The organism is Psychrobacter pocilloporae (assembly GCF_029872915.1).
GTDB classification, from domain to species: domain Bacteria; phylum Pseudomonadota; class Gammaproteobacteria; order Pseudomonadales; family Moraxellaceae; genus Psychrobacter; species Psychrobacter pacificensis.
Genome location: NZ_PGFT01000001.1, coordinates 1,788,196 through 1,803,546, shown reverse-complemented (window position 1 = coordinate 1,803,546; position 15,351 = coordinate 1,788,196). Strand labels below are relative to the sequence as shown.

Annotated in this window: 14 protein-coding genes; 7 read left to right on the top strand and 7 right to left on the bottom strand. The window is 43.5% G+C overall.

Annotated elements, in window-relative coordinates:
- Positions 1–143: 143 nt before the first annotated feature.
- Complete coding sequence (rodA, locus tag CUR83_RS07745) at positions 144–1,286, bottom strand: rod shape-determining protein RodA (RefSeq protein ID WP_284719396.1); 1,143 nt, start codon at positions 1,284–1,286, stop codon at positions 144–146.
- A 348-nt stretch (positions 1,287–1,634) separates the two neighbouring features.
- Here rodA and CUR83_RS07740 point away from each other — a divergent pair, with 348 nt between their 5' ends.
- Both CUR83_RS07740 and CUR83_RS07735 read left to right on the top strand, forming a co-directional pair.
- On the top strand, positions 1,635–2,537 hold the full coding sequence (locus CUR83_RS07740) for a D-Ala-D-Ala carboxypeptidase family metallohydrolase (protein WP_284719395.1): 903 nt from the start codon (positions 1,635–1,637) through the stop codon (positions 2,535–2,537).
- Positions 2,538–2,791: 254 nt separating this feature from the next.
- Positions 2,792–3,385: a hypothetical protein gene (locus tag CUR83_RS07735; RefSeq protein ID WP_143007420.1), complete on the top strand. Its 594-nt coding sequence runs from the start codon at positions 2,792–2,794 to the stop codon at positions 3,383–3,385.
- Between the two features lie 132 nt (positions 3,386–3,517).
- Here CUR83_RS07735 and CUR83_RS07730 read toward each other — a convergent pair whose 3' ends face one another.
- The 3 genes from CUR83_RS07730 to CUR83_RS07720 form a co-directional block, all read right to left on the bottom strand.
- Positions 3,518–5,092, bottom strand: coding sequence for a M16 family metallopeptidase (locus CUR83_RS07730; protein WP_284719394.1), 1,575 nt, complete (start codon positions 5,090–5,092; stop codon positions 3,518–3,520).
- Between the two features lie 68 nt (positions 5,093–5,160).
- Positions 5,161–6,660 carry a M16 family metallopeptidase gene (locus tag CUR83_RS07725; RefSeq protein WP_252962459.1) on the bottom strand — a complete coding sequence of 500 codons (1,500 nt, stop codon included), beginning with the start codon at positions 6,658–6,660 and terminating at the stop codon, positions 5,161–5,163.
- 64 nt (positions 6,661–6,724) lie between these two features.
- Positions 6,725–6,877, bottom strand: a complete 153-nt coding sequence (locus CUR83_RS07720) for a hypothetical protein (protein ID WP_186474399.1) — start codon at positions 6,875–6,877, stop codon at positions 6,725–6,727.
- A 752-nt stretch (positions 6,878–7,629) separates the two neighbouring features.
- Here CUR83_RS07720 and ftsY point away from each other — a divergent pair.
- Both ftsY and CUR83_RS07710 read left to right on the top strand, forming a co-directional pair.
- Positions 7,630–8,541 carry a signal recognition particle-docking protein FtsY gene (gene ftsY, locus CUR83_RS07715; RefSeq protein ID WP_228724683.1) on the top strand — a complete coding sequence of 304 codons (912 nt, stop codon included), beginning with the start codon at positions 7,630–7,632 and terminating at the stop codon, positions 8,539–8,541.
- 54 nt (positions 8,542–8,595) lie between these two features.
- Positions 8,596–9,168, top strand: coding sequence for a methylated-DNA--[protein]-cysteine S-methyltransferase (locus CUR83_RS07710; RefSeq protein ID WP_093069992.1), 573 nt, complete (start codon positions 8,596–8,598; stop codon positions 9,166–9,168).
- Between the two features lie 118 nt (positions 9,169–9,286).
- Here the strand turns inward: CUR83_RS07710 and CUR83_RS07705 are convergent, their stop codons facing one another.
- A complete protein-coding gene (locus CUR83_RS07705; RefSeq protein WP_093070005.1) occupies positions 9,287–10,036 on the bottom strand; it encodes a YebC/PmpR family DNA-binding transcriptional regulator in 750 nt (249 codons plus the stop codon).
- 318 nt (positions 10,037–10,354) lie between these two features.
- Here CUR83_RS07705 and CUR83_RS07700 point away from each other — a divergent pair, with 318 nt between their 5' ends.
- Positions 10,355–11,185, top strand: a complete 831-nt coding sequence (locus tag CUR83_RS07700) for an ion transporter (RefSeq protein WP_093070013.1) — start codon at positions 10,355–10,357, stop codon at positions 11,183–11,185.
- Between the two features lie 36 nt (positions 11,186–11,221).
- Here CUR83_RS07700 and CUR83_RS07695 read toward each other — a convergent pair whose 3' ends face one another.
- On the bottom strand, positions 11,222–12,523 hold the full coding sequence (locus CUR83_RS07695; RefSeq protein WP_093070016.1) for an ABC1 kinase family protein: 1,302 nt from the start codon (positions 12,521–12,523) through the stop codon (positions 11,222–11,224).
- A 141-nt stretch (positions 12,524–12,664) separates the two neighbouring features.
- Positions 12,665–13,201: a type II 3-dehydroquinate dehydratase gene (aroQ, locus tag CUR83_RS07690; protein WP_093070019.1), complete on the bottom strand. Its 537-nt coding sequence runs from the start codon at positions 13,199–13,201 to the stop codon at positions 12,665–12,667.
- A 417-nt stretch (positions 13,202–13,618) separates the two neighbouring features.
- Here aroQ and CUR83_RS07685 point away from each other — a divergent pair, with 417 nt between their 5' ends.
- The gene (locus tag CUR83_RS07685; RefSeq protein ID WP_058024053.1) at positions 13,619–13,834 is read left to right on the top strand and encodes a cold-shock protein; all 216 of its coding nucleotides are present in this window, start codon (positions 13,619–13,621) and stop codon (positions 13,832–13,834) included.
- A gap of 278 nt (positions 13,835–14,112) precedes the next feature.
- Positions 14,113–15,267 (top strand): DEAD/DEAH box helicase, encoded by a 1,155-nt coding sequence (locus CUR83_RS07680; RefSeq protein WP_093070021.1) that lies wholly within the window; start codon positions 14,113–14,115, stop codon positions 15,265–15,267.
- Positions 15,268–15,351 lie beyond the last annotated feature (84 nt).

Sequence of the window (15,351 nt, the reverse complement as noted above, 5' to 3'; positions counted from 1 at the left end):
ATCTAAACTTTGTTGTCATTAGTCATGCGAGAGTGCTTTATTTTATGCTCAGTGTTTTTGAGAGATATAAATGATGTGTGTTTGTCATATTTCAATGATAATTTACTAATGTTTTATATATAAGGTATTGTTTATCAGTGTTTTTAACCAGATTTGTGAGTGTGAATCGACATCAATAAGCCAAAACCTGCCATCAAAGTCACGATAGCGGTACCACCATAGCTGATGAAAGGAAGGGGTACGCCAACAACAGGTAAAATACCGCCAACCATACCGACATTGACGAATATATAAACGAAGAAAGACATGGCAATAGCGCCCGCAAGCAGCCTGCTATAAATGTCAGGATGGGTGAAAGCGATATACAAGGCACGCGACAAAAGGCAAAAGTAAATAAACATCAGCAGCATGACACCTAGTAAACCAAATTCTTCAGAAAAAGCTGCAATAATAAAGTCAGTATGACCTTCTGGTAAAAAATGCAGATGCGACTGTGTGCCTTCTAAATACCCTTTGCCAGTGAGCCCGCCTGACCCAATGGCTGTCTTTGATTGGATAATATTCCACCCAGCACCTTGTACATCGGCTTCAGGATTGAGTAAGGTTAGGACGCGCGTACGCTGATAATCATGCAACAAAAAGTTCCAAGCAAACGCAATAAAAGGTATCGCTAAAACCACAGCAGCAGAAATCAGACGCCAAGATAGGCCCGCCAAGAACAGCACAAAAATGCCACTAGCAGCGACTAAAAGCGAAGTGCCAAGATCAGGCTCTTTTGCAATCAGCAATACAGGAACGATAATCAATGCCAGAGTGATGGCAATACTGGTCGGTGATGGCGGAAGATCACGCTTGGACAAAAACCAAGCACACATCATCGGCATCCCAAGCTTCATAAACTCAGACGGCTGCACACTACCAAACCCAGGTAAGTTGATCCAGCGCTGAGCACCCATACGCACTTCACCAATGATATCAACCAATACCAATAATATAAGACCCAATACATAAAACACAGGCGTAAAGGTACGGTAAAGGCTTGGCGGTATTTGTGCCATCGCAAACATTACGGTGAATGCCACACCGTAACTTACCATCTGACGTATGACCATGCCAATGTCTTGACTGGCAGCACTATATAAAATCGTCAGGCCAATGCAGCAAACCGTTAACAAAAGCAAGGTCAACCACGGATCGATGTGAATACGTTGCCAGATCGTCGGTGCATGACCTTGGCCTAAGTGATGGCTCTGACGTGAAAAACGGTATTGCGGGTTAGAAGACATAGGCAAAATTTGGCTAGCAGTTGGAGTAAAAGGGAGAGGTTATCTAAGCTGTCTTATATAAAATATGTGATGAGTATTTGATGGTCTCTATTCTAATAGAAGCCCACGGACAAAAAAACAAGCAGATACTTAACATCTAGGCAATAAAGTCACGTAATTATAAAAGTGATAAGGATAAGTGTTAATTACGAATATCCTGCCTCAGATTAGAGGCGATAGTTTAGCCTGCTTGCTGAAAATTTGATAGTATCGATAAAACGTTTTTAGCGGTAGATTCCTGCAATGATAAAATCAAAAAACCATAACTATGGACAAATCCAGAAGCCTATTCTTGCACTGGTTGTTTGTATGAGTAGCATCAGTGTTCATGCCGCTATTATAACTGATAGTAGTGAACGCCGTATCGAAGTGCGTCAAGGCAGTGGCGACACTAGCAATGCTTATATATCGCCTTCTAACAATGTCTCTAGTCAGCGCCCTAGTGTCACTATGTTAAGTGGCGCAAATGCATCAAATGGCGATAGTATGCAAAGCTTGATTGCACAAAAGCAGCGTGATTTTGAAATTGATGCCAGTCTGTCTATCGAGGAAAACAAACGCGTCAATGTGAATCAACGAAGACCGACTTATAATACAACTTACCGTAATAACAGCTACAGCACAACGAATAACACCTATAATAGTGCTAATAACGATCTTACGAGCATGGACTTTAATGCATGGCTCAACAGTAACAGTTACCGTGCTAGGCAAGTAGCCGAATATCAGCGCTATTTGAGCGCACGTGTGGGTGCACAAAATGTACCACCACTGTCTCAGCTACTTACCACCGCGCGCAGCTGGGACAAATGCGGTTATGAGCCTTATCAGCTGCCACCGCGAGAGTTGTGGGCCAATATCGTGCCAACACTACACCTCTATAGTGAGCTAAAAAATCAAGGCATTTTGCCTTTAAGTACTGAGATACGCTCGGTGTATCGTAGCCCTGGGCTGAACGACTGTGCTGGCGGTGCTGGCAGTAGCAAGCATATGAATGCAAGTGCCATGGATATTTGGGTGCCAGAGTACGAAGACAACCTATGGCGGCTTAGTACGATGCAGGATGGCCTGTGCCAGTTTTGGCAATATCAAGGACAGTCTTACAACTTTGGCTTGGGTTTATATGCCACAGGTGCGATTCATCTAGATACCGATGGTTATCGTAAATGGGGTTTTAACCATACCAGTAGTAGCTCTTATTGTCGCTATTAGATAGCTAAGGGTTAACGCGTCATAAGCAAGCGCACACTCAAATTAGTGACAATAAAAAAACGAGAAACAGTATAATATCGCTTATAAATTTTACAGCTAAATGATTAATAGGATGAGCTGGCTAGACGCGCAAGTTCACCAAAAAATTGTTTGGAATTTAATATTTATGTTCTAATATGAATATTTTCATTTACTATCTTTATATCCTTATCACTCTTCAAAGAAGAAGATTATGGTTAATATAAGCGGGATTTATGACAAAGCAGCATTCAGCAGTTGCAAGATGCAGTAAATCGAATGAAAGGAAACAACGTTTTTTTCGCTCAAAATATATTTACACCACATTAATAGGAATGGCATCATTTTCCATATTATTGGTGAGTGCCTGCAGTCCAGAACCCTATCCTGAAAACAGCTCGCTGGTGACAGATAAAGCTGCGCTAACACGTGATAGCATCGCACAAAATTCTGAAAACATTGAAGACAGTATTAGAAACTCTTATGCTCGTTTGGCCTCAGAGCGCGCTGATGTATGCCCAAAGTTGATAGAAGAACAGGGTAGTCAGGTTATTGAGCGCGTTGCAGAAGTAATGGTAAACGATTATTGTGACTATTTTCTATATCCTCGAGAGGGTCAGCATATTTCAGTCGCCACCAACAATCGCCAAATCGAGGCCTTACTTATAGTCCCCGCGCTACATAACTTTGCTAATGGTGGTTATAAGGTCATGTCTTACGACAAGCATATCATTCGACTGAGCTATAATGGTGCCACCTATAAGCCTCAAAACCTCAATTACGACATCGTAATGACCATTTCTGATAACTCTGATAAAGAGTATTCGTAGTCTTTTTTGATAGCACAAGTCAGTCACAAGATAATAAACACATGAGTGATGAGTCGGGCATACTGAATCGCTCATCACTCACGCTATTTGTTATCTAACTGAGTGAATTTAACCTAGCTTATTTCCCTCTTGTTATTTGGTCGTTTTTGTCGTAGCTTCTATCCCCTTCCAAGGATCGTCTTGCCCAACTGTCACGATTAAAAAGTTATCCGGATTTAAGGTATCGCGCAGCGTTTTGTTGACCCCTGACAGCGTGACTTGATCAATACGGTTGACATAATCGGCCAAGTAAGTGTTTGGCAATTGATAGAAATTCATCATTCCTAACAACCCATTGATCCCTGCGTTACTTGCAAAACCCATCGGGAAGCTATTTTTGAGATTGTCTTTGGTCAGGCGTATCTCGTCCTGAGTGACTCCTTTTTCTAACGTGTCATCGATAACCGCTAAGCTTGCATCGATTGCCGCACGTGCTTTGTCATTACGTGTCGAAAAGCCAATCTGATAAGGCCCGCGTGCTAGCATCGGATTCATTGATCCTGAAATACCGTAGGTGTACCCGAGATTTTGTCTAATCTCAGTCATCAAACGGGCATTAAAGTCACCACCTGCCATTACCTCGTTACCAACCGCAAAATTGGTTTGCTGCTGCTGGGCTGTTGGATTGGTTGCACGTTTACTGCCTAATTGCCCCATCAATACGGTAGTTTGGGTACTTGGGAAGGGGATATGAATGTGCTGTGATTTAGTGAGAGGTTTAGGCTCAGGTAAATCAGCGGCAGCTTGACCAGCAGATAGTTTAATCGTGATATCTTCAGCCAGCTTTTTCGCCTGTACCAAGGTCAGATTGCCTGTCATAGCGATAGAGGCATTTGCCGCCACTAAATACCGATTTTTAAAGTCTATCAGCTGTTGCTTCTGGATAGTTGGCACGCTCTCTAGCGTACCGACTGAGGGATGAGCGTAAGGATGACTGCCGTATAAAGCCTTATCAAAGGCAATACTGGCAAGACTGCCAGGGTCTTGTTTTTGCTGCTGTAAGCCAACGAGTAATCGTGACTTGTTACGTGCTAATACCTCGTCATTAAACGTAGGCTCACTCACCATTTGCGTCATCAAATCAACAGCTGGTAAAAGGTGTTTATCGTCTGATAAGCTGCGTAGCGAAACAATGAACATATCCTTATAGGCACTACTGCCTAGATTGATGCCTAGTGTTTCAACAGCACGCGTGAACGCATCTTCATCTAAGCTTTTGGAACCCTGCTCAAGCATCGTTGCGGTCATGTTGGCGATGCCAAAACCGTCTTTACTGATGCTGCCATCACGGGCACTACCAGCGTTGAAACGTAAGTCCACATCGACGATCGGTAAGGCTGTGGTCTGAACGAACATGACAGGAACACCAGCTTTGGTCTTAAACTCTTGAATCGTTGGCACTGTGACTTTTAAAGATTTGGCATCATCGATACTGGTAAGTTTAGATAAAGCTGCAATCGGCGCACTTGCATCAACAGCAGTAGGGGCTCGGTAATCTTCAGCGCCTGTAGTGTCGGCTTGGGCAGTATTAGCCAATATACTCAATGCAAAAACTATGCTGGTACTAAGGTATGATAGCTTTTTTAATGAGAGATTAGATGATGTAGAGGGCAAGGCATTACTCAAAGATTTGTGTGTTGCTTGAGAGTCATATTTATTCTGAATCATGATGTTCTTCTTATTAAGAATACGGTTATATCGTCGCTTTTATGAAACGTTCTGATAACAGGCAGTATTTATTGTGCTTTGGTAGTGTTCTCTTTCGGGGGCACAATATGCATCACCGTTAAGTTGTCCTTAACCAAATACTTCTTACTGGCAGCCTGAATGTCAGCGACACTGATACCATCTAGTTTGGTTGGTAACTTAGCAAGTAATCTGTCATCTAGCCCGATAGACTGTAGTGAGCCGATCATACGTGCTTGTCCTTCCATGCTATCTTGTGCATATACTAGGCCAGTGACGGCATTGGTCTTGGCGCGACTGATTTCATCGGCAGCAATGGGATCGGTTTTGAGTTTTTCTATCTCTGATATTATGGCTTGTTGCGCTTGCTCTAAACTGACACCTTCACGTGGTGTCGCTTGAATCATAAATAGCCCATCGCCGCGATCTAACAAATCGTAAGAAGTACCAACCGTGGTCAGTAGACCTTGCTCACGTATCAATCGACTCTCCAAGCGTGCAGATAGACCGCCATCGAGTACGTCTTGAGCAAGCGAGAGGGCGTAAGCCTGTTTTTCATTGTTTGCGCCTGCTGTCACTAGGCTAGGTACGTTGTAACCCATAAGTAGGACGGGCACTTGCACCGCTTGCTCAGAGTCTACTTTTTGATAACCACGAAAGCCTTTTTGAGTGACAGCGTTACGCTTAGGTACGTTGCTTGGCGCCAGCTCACCAAAATAGCGTTTGACTTGAGTGAGTACTTCTTGTGGTTGCACATCGCCGACGATGACTAAAGTAGCATTATTGGGTGCATACCATGTCTTGTACCAGTCTTTTAGATCCGAGAGTTTGATGGATTCTAGCTCACTCATGGGCCCAATGACAGATTCACCCTTTGGACTGTTAGGCAATGCTAGCAAACGAAATAATTCGTAAGCTTTGGCAAGGGGATTGTCATCAGTACGCTGACGTCGCTCTTCCATGACGACTTGGTGCTCTTTGGTAAACTCTTTGTCATTGAAGGTGAGGTTTTTCATTCGATCTGCTTCAAGCTCTAACGCCAACGGCATACGATTGGCAGGAAATAGCTCGTAGTAGCCCGTATAATCATAGCTGGTAAAAGCATTGTTAACCCCGCCAAACTTGGCAATCAACCGCTCGTAATCATCACTTGAAACATCAGGAGTGCCTTTAAACATCATATGCTCAAGTAAGTGAGAGATGCCGCCTTTATCCAGCGGCTCATCTGCCGAGCCCACCCGATACCAAATCTGGGTCATGGCGACGGGTGCACGGTGGTCTTCTTTTATGACCACTTTTAGGCCATTTTCTAACTGGTATTCATGTCGACCTGACATATCCATTGTCAAAGCAGAGGGCTTTGCCTCATCAGTTGTTTTATTTTTACTAAATGCGCTTTGAGATGACCCATCTGTCGTGACCGTATTTTTTGTAGTGGTAGTCGTGCTAGAAGGTAATGCGGTGGTTTGACAGGCAGAAAATAATGTTGCCACCGTTAGAGCACAGGCGATACGTAATGGCGTAGTAGTGAGCGTTGAAGACAATGGCATGGTATGGTCTACTTATATAAAATAATGACTGAAGTGATGGACGTAATCATAGCAATACAATGCATCACAGTGATGTCTGTGTGCCAACCATGACACTAGCGGTCGGTCTAATATCTTGCGTCGTATTGCAACCTGCCACAGATAATACAGTTGTCGTTAGCAAAATCGCCACACTGATATTGGCAATGCTTTTATAGTGTTTAGAGAGTGATGACATAAGCGTTTCCTAATAAGAATTTTTAGATGAGTCTTGGTAGAGTAGGCGAAGTCTTGCAAGGAACAAGTCAGAATTTTGTGTCCAAACCTTAAGCAAAACTCTCTCAAATCATTATGTGATTTTTTGAGCAGATAATTTTTGACGACAGTCTACTATGGTAAGGGCTAAGCGCGACTTGAATTATGCTAAAATAGGCTAAAGTCCATGGTCATATAGCTGGCAAGCTTATGACAATCTAAAAATCCATTTACAATAAACAAATAATTAATAGCGATAACTTTTAGGGCAAACTTATGAATAACCCAAACAATAGCAACCGTGTGGTCATCAATCTTGATGATGGTCTCGATGATTTAGATGACGATGATATTACCTTACCCAGTCTACCGGTGCAATCGGTGCCAATCATTGATGAAACAGAGCGTGCTGCGCTACAAAGGGATAATACGGCAAATCCAGATGTCTCAAACAATCAGGCAGCAGAAAATATTGCTTTGGCCACGCCAATTGTTATGACAGAAGAGCATAACGTCCCTAAAGGTGCCTCTGAGAGCTTTTCAAGTGCTAAAGAGACAGGCACTACGAGCAAACCTAGCACTGCGACAACCATTCCTGCCATGCCATTACAAGAGCAACTTGGGGATACACCAAGGGTAAGTCCAGTCGCTAGCAGCAATACCCAAGCAGCCACGCCACAAGAGCCTGCTGCAGAGCCACAAGACAATAAGAAAAAAGGCAGCTGGTTTAACCGTATGAAGACGGGGCTGAGTAAGTCACGTAAAAATTTGGCCGAAGGGATGGTCAGCATACTTATCGGTGGTAAAGAGATCGATGACGAGCTGTTAGAAGAGGTCGAAGATCAGTTATTGGTTGCTGATATCGGCGTTAATGCAACCAACCGTATCATCAAGAACCTGACCGAGCAGACTGCCCGTGGTGACTTGATTTATGCTCACTCACTCTATAAAGCCTTGCAAAGTGAGCTGGTTGATATCCTAACGCCTAAGGTTGAGCCGCTGGTGATCGATACCAGCAAAAAACCATTTGTTATCTTAGTTGTGGGTGTCAATGGTGTTGGCAAAACCACAACCATCGGTAAGCTCGCCAAGCGCTTACAAGGTGAGGGTAAATCAGTCATGCTAGCGGCAGGGGATACTTTTCGCGCGGCTGCCACCGAGCAGCTACAGATTTGGGGCGAGCGTAATCATATCCCAGTGGTGGCACAAGGTCATGGCTCTGATAGTGCTTCTGTCATTTTTGATGCGATGCAATCTGCCAAAGCAAAAAATATCGACGTACTCATAGCAGATACCGCTGGCCGTCTACAAAACAAGACACATTTGATGGCAGAGTTAGAGAAAGTGGTGCGCGTGATGCGTAAAGCTGATCCAAGCGCTCCGCATGAAGGTATGATCGTACTCGATGCTGGCACGGGTCAAAATGCCATTAACCAAGTTGAGCTATTTAACAAGATTGTACCATTGACAGGTATCACCATTACGAAGCTAGATGGTACGGCAAAAGGTGGCGTGGTGTTTAACATTGCCGAAACGACAGACGTGCCTATCCGCTATATTGGTGTGGGTGAGTCGATTGATGACTTGCGCGCCTTTAGTCCGAAACAGTTTGTCGCCGCTTTGTTTGAGACAGATGACAAAGAGTAGAACCGCTATTTGTAACGGCTAAACAATCTTTAAAATAATTTGGAAATCAAAGCCATGATAGTGACCGAAGCATCTTTTGGATCGTATCGATTAACGCTCATTGCCCGTCTCGATGAGCATGACCAGCCTGTGCTCGTTGAAGCCAACTGGCTGCTGCCCGGTAATACTTGGCACAGCTCAAAATCTGTCCCCAAGCTTAAAAAATATTATGGCCTGACAGATGAAGACTTTACCTTTATAGACAGCAATAGCCTAAGCATGAAAGAGCCTACTCAAGCTTTACTGATAGAAACGATTTTCCAACTCAAAGATTATGCTGCTGGTAAACGCAAGACATTGGACTTGCCCTTAGATTTTTCTATGGGTACTGAGTTTCAACAAAGCGTATGGCGCGCGCTGCAAGAGATTGGCTATGGCGAAACCATCAGCTATGCCACCCTCGCGCAGCGTGTTAATAGCCCGAAGGGGTTCCGCGCGGTTGCACAGGCTAATGGCAAAAATCCTTTTAGTATCATTGTGCCTTGTCATCGAGTGATTGCGAGCGACGGTAAGCTTGGCGGTTATACAGGTGGATTAGATAAGAAGGAATATCTGCTGGCGCTTGAAGGGGTTAGGTGTAGAACGTAAAGATAAATATAACGCTTCAACTAGTGAGTGAGTGAGTGAGCAGAAAAAAGCACCAAACCGACAATTGATTGGTGCTTTTTCTGGGGGTGTTCTTGCCAGTATTTAGTTATTAAGCTGGCTATCCCTCAAGCTGTGCCATGACGTCAGCAGAGAAGTTCACGTTAGTATAAACTTCTTGCACATCATCCGCATCTTCTAACATATCGATCATCTTTAGGATCTTTTCAGCATCTTCTACATTGTCGATTTCAGCCGTGGTAGATGGTGACATGGTGACTTCAGCATTATCAGAGACAAGACCAGCAGCGTTAAGCGCGTCTTGAACTTGACCGAAAGTTTCCCACTCAGTGATGACAAGCAAGCTTTCACCATCGTTTTCGATATCAACGGCGCCCGCATCTAGTGCCACCATCATGACTTCATCTTCTAGGCTTACATCATTAAAAGTGATCTCGCCGCGTTTGGTAAACAGATAAGCCACTGAACCTGAAGTACCAAGATTGCCATCACATTTGGTAAAGGCGTGACGGACTTCACTGACCGTACGATTGAGGTTATCAGTCATGGTTTCGACCAGTACCGCTACACCGCCGACACCGTAGCCTTCGTAACTGACTTCTTCCATTTTTTCATTATCACCGCCGCCTGTACCACGGTCGACAGCACGGTTGATCGTGTCGCGAGTCATGTTGACTGATAGCGCTTTTTCGATAACAGCACGTAAGCGCGGGTTTTTGTCAGGGTCGGGGTCGCCTTGTTTGGCAGCTGAGACGATTTCACGAATAATTTTGGTAAATATTTTACCTTTTACTGCATCCTGACGGGCTTTACGGTGTTTAATATTTGCCCATTTTGAATGGCCTGCCATATAACATCCTTAAGGTTTACGTATTATTTTTTATGTGCAAGAAGGCGATGAATTACAGCCTTCGATGTCTGATCACCTTGTTTTATACTATCATTATTTTGTCTATATCAGGTAATAGCGCTACTTGCACGTTAACGATTTGTATGTTGTTGAGAGTGCTTTTTTGCTACACTGTGGCAAATTATAGATTGTATTCACTGTGATAAGTGAGCAATATTATAAACCAGTTTTAACTATTTTGACCAACTTGCCCTTATCCATCACATTTTAAGTCATGGAACGCTATCAAGCCATTGATTTTATAAAGTTACTGATTCTATGAAGCGACCAACTGCTGAAGCCCTAACACACTTGCGTAACCGTACGCATATTATTATTGAAGGTACAGATACCCGTTTGGGTAAGCTCTTTGATATTGTATTATTGATTGCGATTTTGACCAGTGTGGCTGTCGTCATGCTTGATAGTGTGTTGTACATGCGCTTGCAATATGGCACGTTGTTTTTTTATGCAGAGTGGTTTTTTACGATTCTATTTACCATTGAGTATGCACTAAGGTTGTTTTCAGCACCCAATCGCTTGCGCTATGCGTTTAGTTTTTTTGGCATAGTGGATTTGTTGTCTGTTTTGCCAAGCTATCTCAGCTTACTATTTGTAGGTGTGCAGTATCTACTTGTCATACGAGTGCTACGTATCTTACGTGTATTCCGTGTCCTAAAACTTAAAGCCTATATGCAACAAGCAGGTTTTTTGGCTTCTGCACTCAAAACCAGTCAGCAGAAAATTACCGTTTTCTTCTTGTCGCTTGTGCTATTGGTAACCATCTTTGGTTCAATCATTTACGTAGTAGAGGGGCCTGAGAACGGGTTTACTAGTATTCCATTGTCTATCTATTGGGCGGTCGTCACGATGACGACAGTTGGCTATGGTGATATGTCGCCCAAGACGCCGTTAGGCCAAGCAATTGCAACCATGGTTATGATCACAGGTTATTCGATTATCGCTGTACCGACAGGTATTTTTACCTCTGAGCTGGCTCGTAATATGCGTCCGCAGCTTAATCCTGTCACTTGTCCGAACTGTGGTAAATTCGGTCATGCAGTGGGCGCAGACTTTTGCGATCGCTGCGGGCACGCGCTCCACATTTAATGACAGGTTTGACTGTTATTGCCAATTGATCGCTTATTATACGTCAATGTACTCATCAACGAGCGGCGAGAGGTCAGTCTCAACGCCAAGATTGACCAGATTCCAGTACTGTCCAGATACGGTACGGTCTAACATCATGGTGGTGGCAGAGGGCTGAAACTGACCGAAGTATTTTAATGAAGTGCGCATTTGGGCAATCACCTCATGGTGTATTTGACTGCTACCAAAATCAAATGGCCCTTCTTGGTATGGGCGGATAGATAGTGGTTTTAGACCAATAGATAGCCATTTTTCATAAAACTCGCCAGGGATGTTTTTATCATCATCACGGCGAATATCTAAGGCGACAAGGTCTTGCTCAAGCGCGGTCACATCGCCTTTGATAGCATGCTTGGCAAAACGACGGAATAGTTGGACCTCGCTATCACTGTAACTACGGATACCGCCGAAGTCATACGCCACAACACTACCATCCTGCCGAAAAGCAAAGTTGCCTGGATGCGGATCACAATGCATACGGTACAGACTAAATAGTTGTCCTGCGGTAAAATGAAACAAGCGCTTTGCTATTTTTTGCTTAATGGCATTGTCCCATGTTGCAGCGACGGTCAATGTCTCTCCTATCTCCTCAGTCAGTGTCAAAATCCGTCTAGAAGAGTGGCTGCTAATGACTTTTGGGATAATGAGACCTTCATCATCAGCATGAAAGGCACCAAATACACGCAGATTGTGCGCCTCTTTGGTATAGTCCAACTCGTCGTGTAGACTCTGTCGAATCTCATTAAATAACTGCTCTTGCAACTGCTTACTCATATTGAGCACACCTGCAATTTTTAGCGCCATGCGCACCTGTTTGAGGTCGCTATCACAGTTTTCATCGACATCAGGATACTGGACTTTGACCACGACCCTTTGTCCAGAAGGTAGCACAGCTTTATGGACTTGCCCAATAGATGCTGCGGCAAATGGCGTCTCGTCAAACTCACTGAACAGCTCTGCCATCGGTGCTTTAAGCTCACGCTCAACTTGTGCACGTATTTGCGCATAAGGCATGGGCGGTGCATCTTTTTGGAGTTTTTCTAGGGCAGTTGCGACCTCAGGCGGGAACACGTCTTTGTACTGTGAGGCAATTTGTCCGACTTTCATCACCGCACCTTTCATCTCACCCAACGTCTCGGCAATCTGGATACCCACGTCTTGCATCAAGTCTGAGCGAGCTTGTAGGCGCTTTTCTTCGTCACTCGAGAGATGCTTAAACGAGTTTTTAGCGGCTTTGCCGGCGATGCTTGCTGTCATGCCAGCGAGTTTCATAAAGCGCTTTCCGGACGTTTTTGCCATTCATATCACCATATAGTGGATTGTTTTGCTCAGTCATAATTCTATTATTTTCATCAAACAATTACTGTTTAACTAATGTGTGAAAAATAAGAAGTTTTACTTTATTAACAAAGCTAGTAATCTATAAAATTAGAAAACACCTTAAGTGCTTGTATTGACTGAATAAATATTGCTTAGCCAGTAGTCTAGTGCCATCTCATAACCCATATGACCCAAACCACAGATGACACCGACTGCGACATCGCTCAAATAGGAATGATGCCTGAAAGGCTCACGTGCATGGACATTGGATAAATGGACCTCTATAAAAGGCTTCTGTGTCGCTAGTAACGCATCGCGTAGGGCAACTGAGGTATGGGTAAAGGCAGCAGGATTGATAATAACGGCATCAGCTTGGGCAGATTTTTCTGCTAATAAACCATAATATTGAATCTTATCTACTAGATCGCCTTCATGGTTTGACTGTACACAAATTAATTCAATGCTGTGCTGAGCGGCTCGTTCGACCAAGCGTTTTTCGATATCTACCAGCGTCATATGGCCATAAATTTCAGGCTCACGCTTACCCAATAAGTTCAGGTTGACGCCATTCACCAATAGCAGTTTGTGATTGAGGGTCTGATCGATGTGTTGGTCAGCAGGATTTTCTGCTGCTGTAGATGGAGAAGAGGACGTCATAGTAATCTCTATCGCTGTTTAAATATGTGAATGATTTATTATAATGAATAAGGTATGCATGACAAATAGGTTGCACACGCTGATCCAGCGTATCCCTTTATAATAGCAGCTTGTAGGCTGGGTTATAAAAAAATTACAGGAAAAACTCACCCATGCCTTAAAAAGCGTGTTAAAAGTCTTTATGTTGCTAAAAACCCGTGCTATGATATTTTTTATGCAATAAGTATTGCAAGTTTGTTACTGTCATTGATATGAGAGATAGTTTGCAAGATTGGCTTTCTTTTATATAAGCGTTTTAAAGATGACTGTGACTAGATTAGTACTCTTAAGTTTTTGATTTCATCATCTTAGATCCCGTTTATATGCAATGTTGCAAAGGAATTTGGGGCTAAGCGAACTTTTTTAGGAAGTAATATTATGTCAGCTCGTGAGCAAGGTATCGTTAAGTGGTTTAATGACTCAAAAGGCTTTGGTTTCATTCAACGTGACAGCGGAGAAGATATTTTTGTCCATTTCCGCGCGATTCAGGGTGATGGCTATCGTTCTTTAAAAGATGGCGAAAAAGTTGAGTTCAGCGTAGTAGAAGGTGAAAAAGGCCTACAAGCTGAAGAAGTCAGAAAGTTAGAAGAGTAATCTATCCAGACATTAAAGCAGTTTAGTTATAATGTCTGTATGAACTACTGATATACTACTGAGTCAAGCCCGTATTGTCTTACCCATGTTGAGTGAACAACAGCATATTTGGTAGGTCAGGTATTGGGCTTGGCTTTTTTTGTACCCGTATGTCTAGCGGCCATCTATAGATATAATGTTGCGACTACTATTGGTCACGCTTATGTCAGTATAAAATTTTATTGTGAGCTGATTTGTGATTGATAAAATACAAGCAACTAATTTAAAAGGATATTTTTTTGAGTAATTTTACAACGTTTACTGATTTGCCACTTTCAACCGCGACCCTGCGGGCAGTGAGTGATTTGGGATTCACGGAACTCACGCCGATTCAGGCGAAAATACTACCGCATACACTAGCAAGTCAAGATGCCATCGGACAGGCGCAAACGGGAACGGGTAAAACAGCAACGTTTTTATTGACAATCATGGAAGCGTTACTCAAACGTCCTTTTACGCATGATGAAACGCGTTATCTAGGTGAGCCGCGTGCCGTGATTATGGCGCCAACTCGCGAGCTGGCTCAACAGATATTTGAGGACTGCATTGCACTGACCAAATACACCTCATTACACAGTGTCTGTATTATGGGTGGGACCAATTACGAAACCCAGCAGCATGAGCTTGAGCGCCAATACGTTGATATTTTGGTGGCGACGCCTGGCCGTCTAATTGATCTTGCCAATAAAGGCATGGTGTATTTAGATCGAGTAGAGGTGCTGGTGCTTGATGAAGCAGACCGTATGCTGGACATGGGTTTTATCCCTGATATCAAGCGCCTTGTGGGGCGTATGCCCGCCAATACAGACCGTCAAAGCTTACTGTTTTCTGCTACTTTTAACCAAGATGTGATGAATTTGGCGTATCGCTGGTTGCATGAGCCGCAGTTTGTGGAAATCGAGCCAGAACACAAGACCAGCGAATTGGTTGATCAGCACTTTTACTTACTGACAGAAGATCAAAAACTCGAAGCCCTTCAGCGTATTATTAGTGAGGAGGCCGTTGAAAAGGTCATTGTATTCGCCAATCGCAAAGATCAAGTCAAGCGTCTCTATCATAAACTGCGTCAAGCGCATAAGATTGTCATGCTCTCAGGTGATGTAATTCAGCAAAAACGTGAGAAATACTTGCAGCGCTTCAAGGATGGTCACACGTCTATCTTGGTGGCGACAGATGTTGCAGGGCGCGGTATCCATGTTGATGATATCAGTCATGTCGTTAACTATACCTTGCCCGATCAACCAGATGATTATGTCCACCGTATTGGTCGTACGGGCCGCGCTGGGCAAACAGGCATTAGCATTAGCTTTGTCAGTGAAGATGACGCATTTAATATACCAGCATTAGAGAAGCATTTAGAAACCAAGTTTACGCTTGAGCAGTGGCAGGAATAATTGCTATAAATAGGTAACACTTAACCAATAAACCCCTTAATATCATTTTTGATATTAAGGGGTTTTTGTACGCTTGGTAAAGTC

Coding starts and splice junctions, on each gene's coding strand:
- rodA (WP_284719396.1), bottom strand. CDS start 1,286: ATGTCTTCTAACCCGCAATACCGTTTTTCACGTCAGAGCCATCACTTA.
- CUR83_RS07740 (WP_284719395.1), top strand. CDS start 1,635: ATGAGTAGCATCAGTGTTCATGCCGCTATTATAACTGATAGTAGTGAA.
- CUR83_RS07735 (WP_143007420.1), top strand. CDS start 2,792: ATGACAAAGCAGCATTCAGCAGTTGCAAGATGCAGTAAATCGAATGAA.
- CUR83_RS07730 (WP_284719394.1), bottom strand. CDS start 5,092: ATGATTCAGAATAAATATGACTCTCAAGCAACACACAAATCTTTGAGT.
- CUR83_RS07725 (WP_252962459.1), bottom strand. CDS start 6,660: ATGCCATTGTCTTCAACGCTCACTACTACGCCATTACGTATCGCCTGT.
- CUR83_RS07720 (WP_186474399.1), bottom strand. CDS start 6,877: ATGTCATCACTCTCTAAACACTATAAAAGCATTGCCAATATCAGTGTG.
- ftsY (WP_228724683.1), top strand. CDS start 7,630: ATGAAGACGGGGCTGAGTAAGTCACGTAAAAATTTGGCCGAAGGGATG.
- CUR83_RS07710 (WP_093069992.1), top strand. CDS start 8,596: ATGATAGTGACCGAAGCATCTTTTGGATCGTATCGATTAACGCTCATT.
- CUR83_RS07705 (WP_093070005.1), bottom strand. CDS start 10,036: ATGGCAGGCCATTCAAAATGGGCAAATATTAAACACCGTAAAGCCCGT.
- CUR83_RS07700 (WP_093070013.1), top strand. CDS start 10,355: ATGAAGCGACCAACTGCTGAAGCCCTAACACACTTGCGTAACCGTACG.
- CUR83_RS07695 (WP_093070016.1), bottom strand. CDS start 12,523: ATGGCAAAAACGTCCGGAAAGCGCTTTATGAAACTCGCTGGCATGACA.
- aroQ (WP_093070019.1), bottom strand. CDS start 13,201: ATGACGTCCTCTTCTCCATCTACAGCAGCAGAAAATCCTGCTGACCAA.
- CUR83_RS07685 (WP_058024053.1), top strand. CDS start 13,619: ATGTCAGCTCGTGAGCAAGGTATCGTTAAGTGGTTTAATGACTCAAAA.